Source organism: Algibacter sp. L4_22, assembly GCF_023473045.1.
Lineage (GTDB): Bacteria > Bacteroidota > Bacteroidia > Flavobacteriales > Flavobacteriaceae > Algibacter.
The window spans coordinates 924,938-940,857 of record NZ_JAMCOK010000001.1; the positions used below are offsets into that span (position 1 = coordinate 924,938).

Genomic DNA, 15,920 nt, shown 5'->3' on the forward strand with positions numbered 1-15,920 from the left:
GTTTATTTAAAAAAGTGCATGTATATCATGGCTAGGTTTGCCCATATTATTACTATAATGCAAACGATTAATATTTTTAAAAACACGTTCTTCTTCATATTAATATATCAACCTGGAATACATTTTGTTACCCTGTTTTTTAAACTTTTTTTGAAATTAAAAACCCAGAAACAAAAAGTTTCTGGGTTAAAATTTAGGTTAAACTTAACTCGCTTTAAATTTTAGGAGAGAAAAGTGGGGCAAAAAAAGGTTTATGGTAATGCGTTTATTATTGATGTAAGTTGTGCTTGGGTAACAATAGATGTTTCGTTATCTGTAATTGTAATTATGCCGTTTTCTACTATAGTTGCAGCTTGTACAGCGTATTTCCAATCGCCAGCTTCTTCGGTTACAAAAATTACATGACATTCTAATCCTATTGGGATTTGACCGTAATGCTCGCTAAATAAACCAGAATCTACATTATAAGTATCTAAGTTTGCTAAGCCAGAGTCTTCACCATCGTAAGATAAAAACACGGAACAGTTTGTTTTGTCGTAACCTTCCGGAACACCAACTAAAATAGTTGTTTTTTCACGAGGATCATTGTAAAAACGATCTACGTTAGACCATCCAAAATCACCTAGAAAAGCATAATATTCGTTACCTTCTGCAAAAACACCACGTTGGGCAGGGTTATCTTTGTCGTCTTCTTCCCATGCAAGATCTCCATTTTCGTCAATAGTGCCTTCCCATAGAGTCATATCGTTATCAGCTCCACCAGTTAAATTGGTAGGGATTCCTAATTGCATATTGCATCCCAGTTCTAAATTAATGCCATTTTGTGTTGCATTTATAAAAAACTCACCGCCCGTTAAAAGCAATGCTTTATCTCCATCTGGTGTAAAGCCCATGGTGGGTTTGTTTGTTACAAGCATGTTTCCTTTATCAAAAAGTTCTACGAACTCTAAATCGACTTGGCCAGTAATAGCGTTTCCATTTAAAGTTAAGCAATCTCCGTTAAGCGATATAGATACGCCGTTTTCGGAGGTTAATGTAATCCATCCATCTTCCGCGTTAAACAGGAAATTTTGTGTTAAGCCTTCTAGAGCTTCATCTTGTAAATTATTATACTCATCGGCTGTTGCACGAACAATAATATCTACGTCGTCATTTTTTTCATCACAACTTGTAAAAAGAATTGCCGTTACAAATAGAGTTCCTAAAATGTGTTTTAAATTTTTCATAATTTATTGTTGTTAATTTCTGTTTTAAATTTGTTTGCCATTTTGACTGTTACACCTTTATATCAAAACCATTTTAAATTTGTTACCCTTTTATTTGAAAGTTTTTTTACATTAGTTGCAAATACAAGGGTTAATGGGTGAAAAAAAAATACACGAAGACCAGAAATATATCGATGGTTTATTAAAAAACAATAGTTTTATTATACAAGCCATCTATGATAAGTTTGTGCCGAAAGTGATTAATTACATTAAACAGAATAGTGGTAATATTGACCAAGCTCAGGATGTTATACAAGACACTCTAATAACCATTTACAACCAAGCAAGCGAAAAGAATTTGCAATTAACCTGCCCTTTCGATGCTTACTTCTTCTTGTTATGTAAAAGAAAGTGGTTGAATGTTTTAAAAAAATCTTCCAATAAAGAGGTAACAATTAATGAGGAAGTGTTATCTAAAGGAGATGAGGCTCAAGAACTAGCGTTCGAAACTTCGGTATTTGGTGAAAAACAAGCTTTATTTGCCGAAATGTTCGAAAAATTAGGTAACGCATGTCAAGATTTGTTGAAAGCAACTTTCAAAATAAAATCAATGGAAGAAGTTGCTGCAAGTTTAAATGTAACCTATGCTTATGCACGCAAAAAGAAATCACTGTGTATTGGCAAACTAACCGAGTTGGTTCGCGAGTCGCCTAAATTTAACCAATTTAAAAATTAACCATCATGGAAGAGCAAGATTATATTCAATTTGAAGATTACCTTTTCGGAAACCTTACGGAAACAGAAGCCAAAGTTTTTGAAAATAAATTAAATACCAATAGCGCTTTCGCGGAAGCGTTCCAGACTTATAAAAATCTATCTCATTATTTAAGTGATAAATATGGGAACGAAACCGAATCGGTAGCTTTTAAAGAAAATTTAAATACTATTTCAAGTAAATATTTTAAAGAAAAAATGGTTGTTACGGAAGAGAAAAGCAACGGAAAATCCTTTACATTTTATAAATATGCTATTGCAGCTTGCGTGATTTTAATGTTTGGTGTTTTTACTTTTAGCCAGTTTTCGAGTCCATCGTACAGTGATTTTAATAATTACGATGCCGTAAGTTTAACGGTTAGAGGGGAGAATGATGACCTTTTAAAAACAGCCGAAAGCGCATTTAATTCTAGAGATTTCGCTTCCGCGGAAATGGCTTTCGCTCAATTAATTCAAATAGATCAAAATAATGTAGAGTTTAATCTTTACAGTGCTATTAGCAATATAGAGTTGGATAATTATGAAAAAGCAGACGATTTATTAACGGATATAGCCAACGGAAATTCAGTATATAAAAACAAAGCTATTTGGTATTTAGCTTTAAGTAAACTGAAACAAAATGATGAATTGGTTTGTGTTGATATTTTGAAAACGATTCCTGAAGATGCTGATGATTATGAGCGGGCACAGAAATTATTAAATAAATTGGATTAACAATAACGCTAAAAAAGTAAATTATAGAAATAAAGACCTGTTAAGTTTATTGCTTTGCAGGTCTTTTTTATTAATCTAATTGCTAAATACCTCGACAAATTTAAATACTTCATTATTTTTACCGAATGATTATTACAGATACACACACTCATTTATATAGTGAAGCCTTTGATGAAGATAGAGACGAAATGATTTCTCGAGCCATTGAGCAAGGTGTTACTCGTTTTTTTATTCCAGCGATAGATTCTACATACACGGAAGCTATGTTTCAATTAGAAAAAGATTATCCCGAAAATATGTTTTTAATGTCTGGTTTGCATCCAACACATGTAAAAGATAATTATAAAGACGAGTTAGAGCATGTAGAACATATGCTCGCTAATCATAAATTTTATGCTGTTGGCGAAATTGGTATCGATTTATATTGGGATAAATCAACATTAGAGATTCAAAAAGCTGCATTTAAACATCAGATACAGTTGGCAAAAAAATATAAACTACCCATAGTTATTCATTGTAGAGAAGCTTTCAGTGAAGTTTTCGAGGTTTTAGAAAGTGAAAAAGGGGATGATTTATTTGGAGTTTTCCATTGTTTTACCGGAAGTTTAGAGCAAGCTCACCAAGCGATTTCTTATAATATGAAATTAGGTATTGGTGGGGTATCAACTTTTAAGAACGGAAAAATAGATCAATTTTTAAATGAAATAGATTTAAAACACATTGTTTTGGAAACCGATGCTCCTTATTTAGCGCCAGTACCATTCCGTGGAAAACGTAATGAAAGTGCTTATATATTAAAGGTGTTAGAAAAACTATCTGGTATATATAATGTTTCCGAAGAAAAACTAGCCGAAATCACAACAGCAAATTCAAAAGCTATTTTTAAAATTTAATATATGAAACCAAAAATACTCCTTATATATACTGGCGGTACCATTGGTATGGTGAAAGATTTTAAAACGGGAGCGCTAAAAGTGTTCAATTTTAAAAATATTATAAAACGAATTCCAGAATTACAGTTGTTGGATTGTAATATTGAAACTTTTTCATTTAAAAAGCCCATTGATTCTAGTAACATGGATCCCAAATATTGGGTGCAAATGGTTGAGGTTATTGAGGAAAAGTATAATGATTTTGATGGTTTTGTTGTGCTTCATGGTAGTGATACTATGAGCTATACAGCATCTGCTTTAAGTTTTATGCTCGAGAATCTAGCAAAACCAGTAATATTTACAGGCTCGCAATTACCAATTGGAGATTTACGAACCGATGCTAAAGAAAATTTAATTACATCAATCCAAGTGGCGTCTTTACAAGACGAAGGAAAACCAGTGGTGCAAGAAGTTTGTTTGTATTTTGAATATAAATTATATCGCGCCAATAGGACAACGAAGATTAATGCAGAGCATTTTCAGGCGTTTGCTTCATTCAATTATCCAGATTTAGCAGAATCTGGTGTTCATTTAAAAATAAAGCATAAATATTTATTTAAACCTAACGGAAGTAAAAAACTTCATGTTCATAAAAAATTAGATGAAGATATTGCTCTTATTAAACTTTATCCAGGTATTTCTAAAGTTGTATTAAAAAATATTTTTAACACTCCAAATTTAAAAGCGGTTATTTTGGAAACCTATGGTTCTGGAAATTGTACTACCGAAATGTGGTTCATAAATATGCTAAAAGAAACCATTGAAAAAGGCATACATATCATCAATATTACGCAATGTTCTGGCGGAAGTGTCATGATGGGGCACTATGAGACCAGTGATATGTTAAAAAAAGTAGGTGTAATCTCCGGGAAAGACATAACAACAGAGGCTGCAATAGCCAAGTTAATGTATTTATTAGGGAAAAACATTGAGGCTAAAAGCTTCAAAACCACCTATGAAACATCTTTAATAGGAGAATTGACTTAAAATTAACTGTTAAAATTTTAGCGTTCGGAGTTTTTTTTGTTATTTGAGCCCTAGAATAAAAGCTGTTAAAAAAAGAGAGGTGGCCGAGTGGTCGAAGGCGCACGCCTGGAAAGTGTGTATACCTCAAAAGGGTATCGAGGGTTCGAATCCCTTCCTCTCTGCTTAAATTTTTTTATTTTTAATTGCTTTTTTTTTATATCTTTAACACTTTAACTAATAAAATTAAGATTTAGAACATGAAAAGATTATTTTCTATCCTTGCCATTACAGTAATGATGGCATTCGGAACTGCAAATGCAACAACAATTGCAAACACAAGTACAGCTGTAACGACTGTAACTACTACTACTTTAACTCAAGATGATGAAGCTCCTGTAGCAGATGTTGGATTTCATCAAGATTTGAAAAAACGTTTTATTGAAGGTGGTCCAGGTTTTATGGGTATTGTACTATTATGTCTAATTCTTGGATTAGCAATCGCTATTGAGAGAATTATCTTTTTAAACTTATCAACTACAAACACAAAAAAATTAACGCAATCTGTTGAAGATGCACTTTCCTCTGGTGGTGTTGATGCTGCAAAAGAAGTTTGTAGAAACACTAAAGGACCTATCGCATCTATTTACTATCAAGGTTTAGATAGAAATGATGAAGGTATTGAAGCTGTTGAAAAAGCTGTTGTAGCTTACGGTGGTGTTCAAATGGGACAATTAGAGAAAAATGTTTCTTGGATTTCATTATTTATCGCTCTTGCACCAATGCTTGGTTTCATGGGTACGGTAATTGGTATGATTCAAGCCTTTGATAAAATTGAAGCAGCTGGTGATATGCAACCTTCTCTTGTTGCAGGTGGTATTAAAGTAGCACTTTTAACAACAGTATTTGGTCTTGTAGTAGCTATTATTCTTCAAATTTTTTACAATTATATTATTGCTAAAATTGATAGTATTGTTAACGACATGGAAGATGCTTCTATCACGTTAATGGATCTATTGATTAGACACAAAAAGTAATAATTTAAAATCTGAAAAAATTATGAATACTCACAAAATAATAAAAATCGTAGCTTTTGCTCTCGCGATTCTTGGCTCTATCTTTGCGCTGATGATCATGACGGGGTCAGACGCTATGATTGATAACATACTATATGTTACGTACGCTGTACTAGGATTAGTAATAGCGTTAGTTTTAATATTTGTTTTGAAAGGATTAGTTACAGGAGATATCAAAAAAACTTTGATGACTGTAGGAGCCTTTTTAGCAGTTATTTTTATAACTTATGCCATGTCATCGGGTACCGATTTAGACTTACAACCATTTAATGATAAAGGTCTTGGTATTACCGAAAGTATTTCTAAAAATGTAGGAGCAGGTTTATATGCTTTTTACGTTTTAGCAGTTATAGCAATTGGATCAATGCTATACGGTGGTGTGAAAAAAATATTTAATAAATAAATTATGGCAAAAAGAGCAGCACCAGAAGTTAATGCAGGCTCAATGGCCGACATTGCTTTCTTATTATTAATATTTTTCTTAGTAACAACAACTATTGAAACAGATTCTGGTATTAACAGAAAACTGCCTCCAATGGAAGAACAAACAGATCCACCTGTTATTAAGCAAAAAAATATTTTTACAGTTATTGTAAATAAGAATGATGATTTATTGGTTGAAGATGAACCAATGAAGCTTAAAGATTTACGTAAAGCAGCCATTGCTTTTTTAGATAATGGCGGTGACAAATCTTGTGATTATTGTACAGGAAAAAAAGATCCTGATTCATCTGATAATCCTGATAAAGCCATCATTTCTTTAGCAAATGATAGAGAGACCACTTACAAAACGTATATTGCTGTACAAAATGAATTAGTAGCAGCTTATAACGATTTAAGAAACAAGAGAGCCCAAGGCCTATTCGGTATGTCTTTCGTTGAAATGGAAGCCAATTCAAAGGATGTTAATTGGCCAGGGAATAAAGCAGAGTTAAAAAAGAAGATAGATCAGATTAAATCTGAATATCCTCAAAAACTCTCAGAAGTACAAAAATAATTTAACATTCATTAAATATGTCTAAATTTAAAAAGAAAAAAAGTGGCGATATGCCAGCAGTTAATACGGCGTCTTTACCAGATATTGTATTTATGTTATTATTCTTTTTCATGGTAGCCACAGTAATGAGGCAAAACACCTTAATGATTGAAAATAATTTACCTTTTGCTGATCAGGTTGAAAAACTTGATAAAAAGGATTTGGTAATGTACATTTATGCAGGTAAACCAAGTGAAAACTACAAGCAATATGGAAATGAGTCGAGAATTCAATTGAACGACAAGTTTGCTGATGTTTCTGAGATCGCTGCGTTTATTAATGCAGAGCGCGCCTCTAAAAGAGAGGAGTTAATTCCATTTTTAACTACAGCTTTAAAAGTTGATAGTAATGCTAATATGGGATTAATTGGTGATATTAAACAAGAATTACGTAAAGTTAATGCTCTTAAAATAAACTATACCACTAAAAAGGGTAGTGTTGTTGGAAGAAATTAATATTACACTCTTAATTTTATAGTAAAAGGCGTTTTGATGTAATCAAAACGCCTTTTACTATTTTATAAATTATTTGTTGGTAATTTATAATACAATACTAAACGTTATCTAGAATGATAAAAATAAGACTACTACTTGTTCTGCTGTTTTGTTCTAACGCTTATCTGTGTTTTTCACAAGAAGGTGATAATCCTACTATTGATGTAGATAATAATTATAGAGAAGATCAGTTCTATTTAGGAGTAACTTATAACTTACTTGGTTTAAGACCAGATGATGTATCACAAAGTGGGTTTTCTAGTGGTATTCATTTGGGGTTTATAAAAGATATGCCAATTAACACGGCAAGAAATAAGGCTATAGGTTTTGGAATTGGTCTTTCTGCAAATTCTTACGTTCAAAATTTATTGATTCAAAAAGATGATGATGGATTAATTAGCTATAGTGTTCTTGATTCTGATACGTATACAAAAAATAAATTTTCGCGACACTTTGTAGAAATACCTTTGGAGTTTAGATGGAGAACATCTACAGCTACCAGTTATGAGTTTTGGCGTATTTATGCGGGTTTTAAGTTCAGTTACATGTTAGCGAACACCACAAAGTATGATGGTGACTTAGGGAGCTTTAAATACACTAATATTTCAGATTTTAACAAGTTGCAATATGGTTTAACCATAAGTGCAGGTTATAACACGTGGAATTTACATTTGTATTATGCCTTAAATCCTGTTTTTTCCAAAGATGCTAAGCTTAGTGGAGAAAGCATGGATATGCATGCTATTAGGGTTGGGTTAATGTTTTACATTTTATAATTTTTTAAGAAACCCATATAAAGAAGCTTAATTGTTTTATCGATATTTTAGGAATCATTCTAATGCTTAATTGCCAAGATAAAACGGCTAAAAACAATGTTTTGAATGTTGATCCGGATAAATTTGAGTTTGTTGAGCATTTATCAGATAATATTTTAAAATCTCAAAAATCTGGTGGTTTCTATCCGTTATCAACAGATGAAGCAAGTCCTAAAATGATAAGTGAACTTGATGAAAAGCTTCAAAAAGAAACTTATCTGCAAATTAAAGACCTTTTAGGGCATTATGAATCTTTGAAATTTCATTCTATGGTGATCAAGGATACAAATGGAAGATATGAAATCTATAGGTTTAAAGGAGGTTTTAAACTTGGTTCTGATGTGGAAGTGAGGGCGGTTTTAGATACTAACGGAAAACTGGCAGGTTTTTTCGTAATTCCATGGAAAGATGCTTTGTAAAGAAAGTTACATCCAAAAATTAACCAAAACTAACTGCGGAATTAATCCAACAAAGAATCCGAAAATTAATTCTCGAGAGGTGTGAGCATTTAAATGTAATCTAGATGTTGCCACCGCACCCATTGCGAAAGCCATAAAGGCGAGTGTTCCAGAAATATTTACACTAAACTGTACGCCAAGGGCTATAAAGAACATAAATAAGCCAGATATAGCGATCATGTGTATACTTACTTTGAATTTAAAAATAGCCAGCGTTAAACACACCATATTAGAGATTAATATTCCGATAAAAAAGTAATACAATTCTAGAGATTGAGACGCTGTTATTATACGTTTTATAACCAGAATAAGTATGAAGCAATTTAATGCCAATGGATATACGCGCTCTCTAGTGGTTTTTAAATGAATAGTATGTGTTTTGCCTAATGTTTTTAATAAGAAAAATGTTAAAATGGGCAATATTACCGTAAGGATAAATAATGAAATTAGCTTGGCTTGAACAATTTCTTCAGCCACAAAGCGCGGTGAAATATAATAATAGAACGATACACCAGCTATTGGTATTAATAAAGGGTGGAAGATATATGAAATACTTCTAAGCAGTTTATCCATTATATTTTTTTACGTAATCTAGCTACAGGAATATCAAGTTGCTCTCTATATTTAGCAACTGTTCTGCGTGCAATTGGATAACCTTTTTCTTTTAAAATTGAAGCTAAAGTTTCATCTGTTAACGGTTTTTTCTTATTTTCTTCTTCAATAACCGTTTCTAAAATTTTCTTTATTTCTCTAGTAGAAACATCTTCACCTTGATCGTTTTTCATTGATTCAGAAAAGAATTCTTTAATCAATTTTGTACCATAAGGCGTATCGACATATTTACTGTTTGCCACACGAGAAACCGTAGAAACATCCATCGAAATCTCATCGGCGATGTCTTTAAGAATCATCGGTTTTAAATTACGCTCATCACCTGTTAAAAAGTATTCACTTTGGTAATGCATAATTGAACTCATCGTTACAAATAAGGTTTGTTGGCGTTGTTTTATCGCTTCAATAAACCATTTGGCTGCATCTAATTTTTGTTTAATAAAAACAACGGCATCTTTTTGGGATTTTGATTTATCGGTAGCTTCCTTGTAGCCTTTTAGCATGTTGTTATACTCTCTAGAAACATGTAGTTCTGGAGCATTACGGCCATTTAGGGTTAATTCTAATTCGCCATCTACAATTTTTATAGCAAAATCTGGAACTACGTGCTCAACAATTCGGTTGTTCCCTGCATAGGAACCACCTGGTTTTGGGTTTAAGTGTTCAATTTCTTTTATAGCATCTTTAAGTTGATCTTCGGAAATGCTAAATTTTTGAAGCAACTTTTTGTAGTGCTTTTTTGTGAATTGATCGAAAGCCGAATCTATAATATCTATAGCCAATTGAGTATCGGCTGTTTTATTTTTTCTATGTAATTGAATGCTTAAACATTCTTGAAGGTTACGAGCTCCAACACCTGCTGGATCTAATTGATGCACAATTTTTAAAACCTTTTCGATACGTTCTTCTTCTGTATATACGTTTTGAGTAAAGGCTAAATCGTCCATAATATCGCTTAGCTCACGACGTATATATCCACTTTCATCAACACTTCCTACTAGAAATTCTGCGATATCTCGCTCTTCTTCCGATAGCCTGTAAGTGTTTAATTGAGTTATTAAATGCTGTGTAAATGATGTTCCAGCTGCGTAAGGCATTGTTTTTTCTTCATCATCAGCGCTATAATTATTAGCTTGCATCCGGTAATCTGGAATTTCATCGTCACTTAAATACTCATCAACATTAATGTCTTCAGTATTTATTGTTTCGCTATCTCCAAGATCGTCTGAATTGTCTAAATCAGAATCGTAATCACTGTCGTTTTCTTCTTTACCGCCTTCTAATGCTGGGTTTTCTTCTAATTCTTGTTTTAAACGTTGTTCAAAAGCCTGCGTAGGCAACTGGATCAGTTTCATTAACTGAATTTGCTGCGGCGACAGTTTTTGCGATAGTTTAAATTGTAGATATTGCTTAAGCATGATTTGAATTAAGGTTGAATGGCCAACTAAATATAATGATTAGGAATAAATAAATCAAAGATTAGGTTTAATTAGTACCAATCAAAGATAAATAAAAGCATTGCTAATAGCCAAGTATAACCTTAATTATCAGGTTAAATTTTATTAAAATTCTGCGTTTTGTGGTGTTCTAGGGAATGGAATAACGTCTCTAATATTGCTCATACCAGTAGCGAACATTACTAAACGCTCAAAACCTAGACCAAAACCAGAGTGAACTGCTGTTCCATATTTACGTAAATCTAAGTACCACCATAGATCTTCTTCTGGAATATCAATGGCTGCCATTCTTTGTTTTAAAACGTCTAAACGTTCTTCACGTTGCGCTCCTCCAACAATTTCTCCAATACCAGGAAATAGAATATCCATTGCACGAACGGTTTTTCCATCTTCATTTAAGCGCATGTAAAAGGCTTTAATATCTGCAGGATAATCGAACAAGATTACAGGACATTTAAAGTGCTTTTCTACTAAAAAACGCTCATGTTCACTTTGTAAATCTGTTCCCCATTCATCAATTAGATATTTGAATTTCTTCTTTTTATTGGGTTTGCAGTTTCTTAAGATATCTATGGCTTCGGTATAGCTTACGCGTTTGAAGTTGTTTTCTGTAATAAAATTTAATTTTTCAATTAAACTCATTTCACTACGTTCAGCCTGTGGTTTTGTTTTTTCTTCGTCTAATAAACGCTTTTCTAAAAATTCTAAATCTTCACGATTATTTGCTAGTATATGGGTAACTACCGATTTAAGGAAATCTTCGGCTAAGTCCATATTTCCTGCTAGATCCATGAAAGCCACTTCAGGTTCTATCATCCAGAATTCGGCTAAATGCCTTGATGTATTTGAGTTTTCAGCTCTAAAAGTAGGTCCAAAAGTATATACTTTCCCTAACGACATGGCGTAAGTTTCAGCTTCTAACTGGCCAGAAACGGTTAAGTTCGTTTCCTTTCCGAAGAAATCTTTAGTATAATCTACTTTTCCTTCTTCATCTAAAGGTAATTTTTTATTGTCTAAACTTGAAACTTTAAACATTTCTCCAGCACCTTCCGCATCACTTCCTGTAATAATTGGAGCGTGCATGTAGTAAAAGCCGTTTTCGTTAAAATATTTGTGTACAGCAAAAGAAAGCGCTGAACGTAATCGCATTACGGCACTAAACGTATTTGTTCTGGTGCGCAAATGTGCATTTTCTCTTAAAAATTCAAAAGAATGTTTTTTAGGTTGAATAGGATAAGTTTCAGGATCGGAATCTCCAAGAACTTCTAAATGGGCGACTTTAATTTCAACTTTTTGGCCCTTACCTTGACTTTCTACTAATTGACCTTTTATATGTATCGCTGCACCTGTTGTTACTCGTTTTAAAAGGACTTCATCAAAATTCTCGAAATCTACAACACATTGAATGTTATTTATTGTCGAACCATCATTTAAAGCGATAAATCGATTAGCTCTAAAGGTTCTAACCCAGCCTTTTATATCAACTTCAAGTAAAGATGTGTTTTGTGATAATAATTCTGAAACTGTAGGTGATTGCATATAAACGAGTTTTGAACTGTAAATATAATGGTTTCAGTACTGAAAATTCAAATAATAAATTCGAAAAATTATGAAATTTTTGATTTAATCGGCTAAATGTTGTTCTAAAGTGTAATTAAAACAACTAATTTTCATCTGTTTGCTCGTCTTCTTCAGGAATAATGTTAATAGACGGTTTACGTAATACTTCTTTATTAGCAATACTGCGCTCTAAAGACAGCAATAAGGATGGTAGCAATAATAAATTTGAAAGCATTGCGAAAAGTAGGGTAGCGGACACTAAAGCACCAAGAGCCACTGTACCACCAAAACTTGAAATGGTAAATACAGAGAAACCGAAAAATAAGACAATAGATGTATAAAACATACTAACGCCTGTTTCGCGTAAAGCTCCATAAACTGAAACCTTGATTTTCCAGTTATTGGCTTGCAGTTCTTGGCGGTATTTTGCTAAGAAGTGAATAGTATCATCTACAGAAATACCAAAAGCAATACTGAAAACTAAAATGGTTGATGGTTTTATTGGTACACCTAAATAGCCCATTAAACCTGCCGTTATTAATAAAGGTAGTAGGTTTGGGATTAATGAAATAACTATCATCCGTATTGAACGGAACATGTATGCCATAAAAAGAGCAATTAAGAAAATTGCTAAGGATAGTGAAATGGCTAAGTTTTTAACCAAATACTTTGTTCCTTTTAGAAAAACCAATGCTTTACCAGTCATGGTAACATTGTAACGGTCTTTAGAGAAAACTTTATCAATTTTATCTTGAAGGTTTTCCTGAATACGTTCCATTCTATCCGTCCCACAGTCTTTTATAAAGGTGGTAATACGTGCATACTGTCCAGTTTTATCAACAAAATCACTAAGTAAATCACTATTAGTTGTAGAGTTTTTAGCGTATGATAAAATAAAACTATTTTCTTGTGAAGTTGGCAGTTGATAAAATTTAGTATTTCCGTTATAGTAGGCTTGTTTGGAGTATTTCACTAAACCGACTACTGATATAGGTTTTGAAAGTTCTGGAGTTTCTACAATAAGTTCTTCAAGCTCGTCCATCCGTTTTAAAGTCGATAGTTTCATGACGCCTTTTTTGCGTTTAGTATCTATCATAATTTCCAAAGGCATTATACCGTTGAACTCTTGTTCAAAAAAACGAATATCATGAACAAATTCCGATTCCTGAGGCATATCTTCTATTAAACTGCCCGAAATTTTTATTTGAAAAATTCCAATTATACTTAACGCAAGCAAAACTATAGATGTAATATAGATAGCAATACGTTTTTTTCTTACCATAAGCTCCATCCAGTTTACAAAACCTCCAATCCAACGTTTGTTTAGATGCTCTAAATGGCGGTCTTTTGGATAAGGTAAAAAGGAATATATTATTGGAATAATAAGAATGCATAATATAAAAATGGAAAAAATACTTAATGAAGCTACTAAACCAAACTCTTTTAAAAGTTTGCTTTCAGTAAGAATGAATGTAGCAAAACCACATGCTGTAGTTACATTCGTCATTAACGTGGCATTACCAATTTTTGTAATTACCCGCTGTAGAGATTTTATTTTGTTACCATGTGATTTTACTTCATGCTGATATTTATTAATCAGAAAAATACAATTTGGAATACCAATAACAATAATTAATGGAGGAATTAATGCTGTTAAAACTGTGATTTCGTAGTTTAATAAACCAATAATTCCTAGCGTCCACATGACACCAATACAGACCACAACAATTGATATAAGTGTTGCACGGAACGATCTAAAGAAGAAAAAGAATATAATAGAAGTAACTAATAAGGCAGCTCCAATAAAAAGGCCTATTTCGTCAACAATATTGGTAGAGTTCAAAGTCCGGATATAGGGCATACCCGAAATATGCACATCTAAATCGTATTTGTCTTCAAATGCTTTAACTCTTGGAATTAAAACATCCATCACAAAATCTTTTCTAGCAGATGTATTTACAATGGCTTTATTCATGTAAATAGCCGAGCGAATTGTTTTTGTGTCTTTATTAAATAAGAAATTATCGTAAAATGGATATTTTTTGAAAAGATCGTTTTCTAACGTTTCAATTTCAGCCATCGACGAAATAGAATCTTTAATAAAAGGCTCTAAATTAAATCTCTCGTTTTTGGTGTCTTTTACAAGTTTTTGAAGTTCTTTTATTGAAATTACAGATTCAACTGCATCAGATGAATTGTTAAAACTTTCAGATAGATTGTTCCAAGCATTTAGCTTTTCAACAGTAAAAAGTGTTGAATCTTTTACGCCAAGCACAATTAGATTACCTTCTTCCCCAAATACTTTTAGAAAATCTTTGTATACAATATTAACCTCGTGATTATCGGGTAATAAATTAGCTTCGGTGTAGGTAAACCGCATTTTATCCCACTGCTGGCTAAAGAAAATTGTTGTTGCAAGAATAACAACAAGTATAATGATTTTATTGCGTAAAATTAATCTCGCAATTATGTCCCAGAAGTTCTTAGTAAAAAGTTTAAACATGCTCTATTTAAAAGAAGCGCAAAGGTAGAAAAAAGGAACGGATTACTTCATAAAGTGACGTTAAATGTAAACTTAAAAGCAACATTGTCACCAATTTCCGGCAAGTGATAGGCGCCATAACGGTAAGTGAAGCTTAAACCAAAACCAAAAAGGAGTTTGTTAAGTTCAAAACCCGATTCGGTATAACCTTTTTCTAATGAACCAAAAGTAACGTTTTGGTGACGTTCAGGATTATTAATGTCTCCAATAGCATATCGTGTTATCAAAACCATTTGAGGTTTGTAACGCTCGGAAATATTGAAAGGTGTTAAGTAATGCTTAAACTGAAAAGTAGCGAACCTATCTGAAAAGAATTCGTTAAAGAACATGGTTTCAAAACTATTTAAACCAGCTACCGAGAACCGCTGTAAAATGGTTTCTTTATTAATGTTGTTTGGATAAGCGTGATATAAATGTGTTAAAGGAGTATCACCTCTAGAAAATCCTGAAACTAATGTTATTCTAGAATAGGCTCTTTTAGGATCACCAATTTGATATATAGTTCTAAAATCGAATTTCGAAAAATTAAAATCACCTTTTATAATATTTTTGAAACTTTTAGTGTATTGAAATGTGAATTTAGGAAAACCGTCTTTAGTTTCTTTTATACCATCCTCCGTGGCTTCGAATTTACTAAATGGGCTCCATTGCAATGCGGTTTTAGCGGTACTGATATTGAAATTGGTAAATACATTTCCATTAAGATTAAACCCGTAACTATAGGTTGGAGATATTTTACTAGCAGAAAATTGGGTTTCAGTTAAAATATGTGATGAAAATTGGTGCTCTATACCTATCGATTTTGTGATGTGTTTATGAAACAAATCAATATTAAGTAATCGAGGCTCGAAAAATTGGAAGAATCGATTATCAGTTAAAAATTTGGTGCTTCCTGTTTCTTGTAAATCATCAGTATAAGATAAGTTTATCCAGGTATCCGAAGCTTCGGCCAAACGAAAACCACCTCCTAAACTGTATTTAAATCTATGATCTCTAAAACCGTAAACTAAATAGGTGTTAACTCGATATTTTTCGGAAAAAGCTTTGTTTGTTTCGGCGCCTAAACCAGTTCTTATTCCTTCGTATTGATTGTATTTTATTAAATACCTTAAATCGAAATTAAAATAATTTGTAGGAAAAAAACCATTTCCAAGTTGTTTTATAAAGGCTTTCTTTTTAATAGAATCTTGCGCAGGTTCCGTTGTACCTTCATTTTCTATTTGTGCGCTTAAAGCGATAGAGAATAAAATAAATAAAAACAACACAAAATGTTTCATCTAAA

At 32.4% G+C, this 15,920-nt stretch carries 16 protein-coding genes and 1 tRNA gene; 11 read left to right on the forward strand and 6 right to left on the reverse strand.

Translation table 11 applies throughout. From position 1 onward, the window contains the following. Positions 1-251 precede the first annotated feature (251 nt). A complete protein-coding gene (locus M4I23_RS03860; RefSeq protein WP_249753495.1) occupies positions 252-1,226 on the reverse strand; it encodes a hypothetical protein in 975 nt (324 codons plus the stop codon). Positions 1,227-1,359: 133 nt separating this feature from the next. Here M4I23_RS03860 and M4I23_RS03865 point away from each other — a divergent pair, with 133 nt between their 5' ends. From M4I23_RS03865 to M4I23_RS03915, 11 genes are all read left to right on the forward strand, one after another. Continuing rightward, on the forward strand, positions 1,360-1,941 hold the full coding sequence (locus tag M4I23_RS03865) for an RNA polymerase sigma factor (RefSeq protein ID WP_249753496.1): 582 nt from the start codon (positions 1,360-1,362) through the stop codon (positions 1,939-1,941). Between the two features lie 5 nt (positions 1,942-1,946). Beyond that, positions 1,947-2,693 (forward strand): hypothetical protein, encoded by a 747-nt coding sequence (locus M4I23_RS03870; RefSeq protein ID WP_249753497.1) that lies wholly within the window; start codon positions 1,947-1,949, stop codon positions 2,691-2,693. Positions 2,694-2,818: 125 nt separating this feature from the next. Beyond that, positions 2,819-3,586, forward strand: coding sequence for a TatD family hydrolase (locus M4I23_RS03875; RefSeq protein WP_249753498.1), 768 nt, complete (start codon positions 2,819-2,821; stop codon positions 3,584-3,586). A 3-nt stretch (positions 3,587-3,589) separates the two neighbouring features. Beyond that, positions 3,590-4,612 carry an asparaginase gene (locus M4I23_RS03880; protein ID WP_158847065.1) on the forward strand — a complete coding sequence of 341 codons (1,023 nt, stop codon included), beginning with the start codon at positions 3,590-3,592 and terminating at the stop codon, positions 4,610-4,612. 73 nt (positions 4,613-4,685) lie between these two features. Next, positions 4,686-4,773 (forward strand) — tRNA-Ser (locus tag M4I23_RS03885). Between the two features lie 75 nt (positions 4,774-4,848). Continuing rightward, positions 4,849-5,625 (forward strand): MotA/TolQ/ExbB proton channel family protein, encoded by a 777-nt coding sequence (locus M4I23_RS03890; RefSeq protein WP_249753499.1) that lies wholly within the window; start codon positions 4,849-4,851, stop codon positions 5,623-5,625. Between the two features lie 22 nt (positions 5,626-5,647). Continuing rightward, a complete protein-coding gene (locus tag M4I23_RS03895) occupies positions 5,648-6,067 on the forward strand; it encodes a hypothetical protein (protein WP_158847069.1) in 420 nt (139 codons plus the stop codon). 3 nt (positions 6,068-6,070) lie between these two features. Continuing rightward, positions 6,071-6,661 carry a biopolymer transporter ExbD gene (locus M4I23_RS03900; protein ID WP_249753500.1) on the forward strand — a complete coding sequence of 197 codons (591 nt, stop codon included), beginning with the start codon at positions 6,071-6,073 and terminating at the stop codon, positions 6,659-6,661. A gap of 17 nt (positions 6,662-6,678) precedes the next feature. Continuing rightward, positions 6,679-7,155, forward strand: coding sequence for a biopolymer transporter ExbD (locus M4I23_RS03905; protein WP_158847073.1), 477 nt, complete (start codon positions 6,679-6,681; stop codon positions 7,153-7,155). 113 nt (positions 7,156-7,268) lie between these two features. Next, on the forward strand, positions 7,269-7,970 hold the full coding sequence (locus M4I23_RS03910) for a porin family protein (RefSeq protein WP_249753501.1): 702 nt from the start codon (positions 7,269-7,271) through the stop codon (positions 7,968-7,970). A 62-nt stretch (positions 7,971-8,032) separates the two neighbouring features. Then, positions 8,033-8,428, forward strand: a complete 396-nt coding sequence (locus tag M4I23_RS03915) for a DUF3887 domain-containing protein (protein ID WP_249753502.1) — start codon at positions 8,033-8,035, stop codon at positions 8,426-8,428. Between the two features lie 6 nt (positions 8,429-8,434). On the opposite strand, the gene M4I23_RS03920 is transcribed toward M4I23_RS03915, so the two are convergent. From M4I23_RS03920 to M4I23_RS03940, 5 genes are all read right to left on the reverse strand, one after another. Beyond that, positions 8,435-9,040, reverse strand: coding sequence for a hypothetical protein (locus tag M4I23_RS03920; RefSeq protein WP_249753503.1), 606 nt, complete (start codon positions 9,038-9,040; stop codon positions 8,435-8,437). After that, positions 9,040-10,497: an RNA polymerase factor sigma-54 gene (rpoN, locus tag M4I23_RS03925; RefSeq protein ID WP_158847081.1), complete on the reverse strand. Its 1,458-nt coding sequence runs from the start codon at positions 10,495-10,497 to the stop codon at positions 9,040-9,042. Before rpoN ends, M4I23_RS03920 begins: the two co-directional genes overlap by 1 nt. 144 nt (positions 10,498-10,641) lie before the next feature. Next, positions 10,642-12,075: an asparagine--tRNA ligase gene (asnS, locus tag M4I23_RS03930; RefSeq protein WP_249753504.1), complete on the reverse strand. Its 1,434-nt coding sequence runs from the start codon at positions 12,073-12,075 to the stop codon at positions 10,642-10,644. Between the two features lie 124 nt (positions 12,076-12,199). Beyond that, positions 12,200-14,599, reverse strand: a complete 2,400-nt coding sequence (locus M4I23_RS03935; protein ID WP_158847085.1) for an RND family transporter — start codon at positions 14,597-14,599, stop codon at positions 12,200-12,202. Between the two features lie 47 nt (positions 14,600-14,646). Beyond that, positions 14,647-15,915 (reverse strand): hypothetical protein, encoded by a 1,269-nt coding sequence (locus M4I23_RS03940; RefSeq protein WP_158847087.1) that lies wholly within the window; start codon positions 15,913-15,915, stop codon positions 14,647-14,649. Between the last annotated feature and the right edge of the window lie 5 nt (positions 15,916-15,920).

Coding starts and splice junctions, on each gene's coding strand:
- M4I23_RS03860 (WP_249753495.1), bottom strand. CDS start 1,226: ATGAAAAATTTAAAACACATTTTAGGAACTCTATTTGTAACGGCAATT.
- M4I23_RS03865 (WP_249753496.1), top strand. CDS start 1,360: ATGGGTGAAAAAAAAATACACGAAGACCAGAAATATATCGATGGTTTA.
- M4I23_RS03870 (WP_249753497.1), top strand. CDS start 1,947: ATGGAAGAGCAAGATTATATTCAATTTGAAGATTACCTTTTCGGAAAC.
- M4I23_RS03875 (WP_249753498.1), top strand. CDS start 2,819: ATGATTATTACAGATACACACACTCATTTATATAGTGAAGCCTTTGAT.
- M4I23_RS03880 (WP_158847065.1), top strand. CDS start 3,590: ATGAAACCAAAAATACTCCTTATATATACTGGCGGTACCATTGGTATG.
- M4I23_RS03890 (WP_249753499.1), top strand. CDS start 4,849: ATGAAAAGATTATTTTCTATCCTTGCCATTACAGTAATGATGGCATTC.
- M4I23_RS03895 (WP_158847069.1), top strand. CDS start 5,648: ATGAATACTCACAAAATAATAAAAATCGTAGCTTTTGCTCTCGCGATT.
- M4I23_RS03900 (WP_249753500.1), top strand. CDS start 6,071: ATGGCAAAAAGAGCAGCACCAGAAGTTAATGCAGGCTCAATGGCCGAC.
- M4I23_RS03905 (WP_158847073.1), top strand. CDS start 6,679: ATGTCTAAATTTAAAAAGAAAAAAAGTGGCGATATGCCAGCAGTTAAT.
- M4I23_RS03910 (WP_249753501.1), top strand. CDS start 7,269: ATGATAAAAATAAGACTACTACTTGTTCTGCTGTTTTGTTCTAACGCT.
- M4I23_RS03915 (WP_249753502.1), top strand. CDS start 8,033: ATGCTTAATTGCCAAGATAAAACGGCTAAAAACAATGTTTTGAATGTT.
- M4I23_RS03920 (WP_249753503.1), bottom strand. CDS start 9,040: ATGGATAAACTGCTTAGAAGTATTTCATATATCTTCCACCCTTTATTA.
- rpoN (WP_158847081.1), bottom strand. CDS start 10,497: ATGCTTAAGCAATATCTACAATTTAAACTATCGCAAAAACTGTCGCCG.
- asnS (WP_249753504.1), bottom strand. CDS start 12,075: ATGCAATCACCTACAGTTTCAGAATTATTATCACAAAACACATCTTTA.
- M4I23_RS03935 (WP_158847085.1), bottom strand. CDS start 14,599: ATGTTTAAACTTTTTACTAAGAACTTCTGGGACATAATTGCGAGATTA.
- M4I23_RS03940 (WP_158847087.1), bottom strand. CDS start 15,915: ATGAAACATTTTGTGTTGTTTTTATTTATTTTATTCTCTATCGCTTTA.